Source organism: Nocardia sp. NPDC060220, from assembly GCF_042727815.1.
GTDB lineage: Bacteria > Actinomycetota > Actinomycetes > Mycobacteriales > Mycobacteriaceae > Nocardia.
Genome location: NZ_JBHWZY010001156.1, coordinates 1 through 1,736 on the forward strand (window position 1 = coordinate 1; position 1,736 = coordinate 1,736).

Below are 1,736 nucleotides of genomic sequence, written 5' to 3' on the forward strand. Positions count from 1 at the left end.
GTCTGGCCGCTGCCCTCGCCGCGACCCACTGGACCACCGTCGTCGCCGGTGGACCCGGCACCGGCAAAACCCACACCATCGCCCGGAAACCTCCATGCCGGACAACAGCGTCCTCGCGTCGGCGTCGTTCACCGTGTCGTAGAGCGTCACCGTGATCACCTTCTCCTGCGGTATATCGGTTTTGCGTGCAACCTTGGGATGGATTCAGTTTGATCTAGCTGAATTACATGCAATGTGTCGTTCGTTTCCGATGGATTAACAGTCATCGCATGCGGATCAGACGTCGCGCGAGATCCTGATGATCGACGCGGGTGCTGCGGCCGTCGCGGATCACGGCCTCGCCGTCGACCCACACGGTGTCGATCACGCGCGGCGACGCGGCGGTGAGCAGGGTTGCACCGGGGTCGAGAACCGGCAGGCAGGCGAAGTCGCGGTCGAAGCGAACCAGGGTGAGATCGGCGCGGTCGCCCACGGCGATGCCGGTGCGCGAAGGGCGGCCGAGCACCCGGCCCGCGGCCCCGGTCGCCATCCGCAGCATCTCGTCGAAACCGAGCAGGTCGGCCTGCTTATGGGCCGCACGCTGCAGGTATGCGCCGATGCGCAGGGCCAGCAGCATGTCCTGAGTGTCGTTGCTCGCGGCGCCGTCGACACCGAGGGTGACGTCGATGCCTGCCGCGAGCATCTCCGGAACCGGGGCGACGCCGCTGCCGAGGCGCATGTTGGAAACCGGGTTGTACGAGACGGCGACACCGCGTTCGGCGAAGACCTCGCGGCCGTGCTCGTCGAGGTTGACGCAGTGCACGGCCAAGGTGCGGTCCCAGAGGAAACCGCTCGCGTCGAGGTAGTCGACGGCCGAGACACCCGCATGCAATCGGCACATGTCGTCGTCGGTAATGGTCTCGAGTACATGTATCGACACGGTTTTGCCGGCGGCTCGGGCGTACTCGCGGGCGGCCGCCATGCCGTCGGGGGTCAGGCAACGCGGATTGGGGACGGCGAGCGCCGTCGTGATGCGGGTACCGACGAGTTGCTTGTCGAGCTCGTCGACGTGGGCGAGAGCCTCGTCGAGCGGCTGCAGGAGCCGCGGATCGAGGCCCCATTTGCGGGTGATGTCGGCGCGGTCGGCGATGCCGCGACCGAGGACCACACGGATTCCGAGCTCTCGCAGCGCGCGGATCATCGCCTGGTGGATCTCGTCGGACGGGCTCGGCCACATGTGTTCGACGACCGTAGTGATGCCGCTACGCAGCAGCTCGAGGCCACCTGCCAGCGCCGAGAGATAGGTCTGTTCCGGGGTGGCGGCCACGGTGCGTTCGCCGACGCAACGCAGCCATTCCAGCAGCGGCAGGCCCTCGCCGACCCCGCGCAGAACCGCCTGCTGAAGGTGGGTGTGGGTATTGACGAAGCCCGGCAGCAGATAACCGCCACCACCGTCGAAACGGGGCAGCTCCGCGTGTTCGGGGGTGGCCCCCACGGCGATGACCACGCCGTCTTCGATCACGACTTCGCCGGGCGCCCAGCCCCGCTCGGTATAGACGGTGACATCGGTAATGACTACGGACGCGACAGAATCCATGCGCGCACCTCTTTCGGGATGCGGCTGGTTCGCTCGCCGGATTCAGCGGAGCACGTCGTCCGTTGCAGCCATGAACGTCGTGGGACCGACCCTAGGAAGCCGTTGTTGCCTCGACGTTAAACCGACGTCACGGGCGAAGGTCGGCGCCCGGCTCGAGGAT

Annotated in this window: 1 protein-coding gene; it reads right to left on the minus strand. The window is 66.9% G+C overall.

Features of this window, described 5'->3' with window-relative positions; genetic code table 11:
• Window positions 1-262: 262 nt before the first annotated feature.
• Window positions 263-1,576: an amidohydrolase family protein gene (locus ACFWF3_RS34745; protein ID WP_379318303.1), complete on the minus strand. Its 1,314-nt coding sequence runs from the start codon at window positions 1,574-1,576 to the stop codon at window positions 263-265.
• Window positions 1,577-1,736 lie beyond the last annotated feature (160 nt).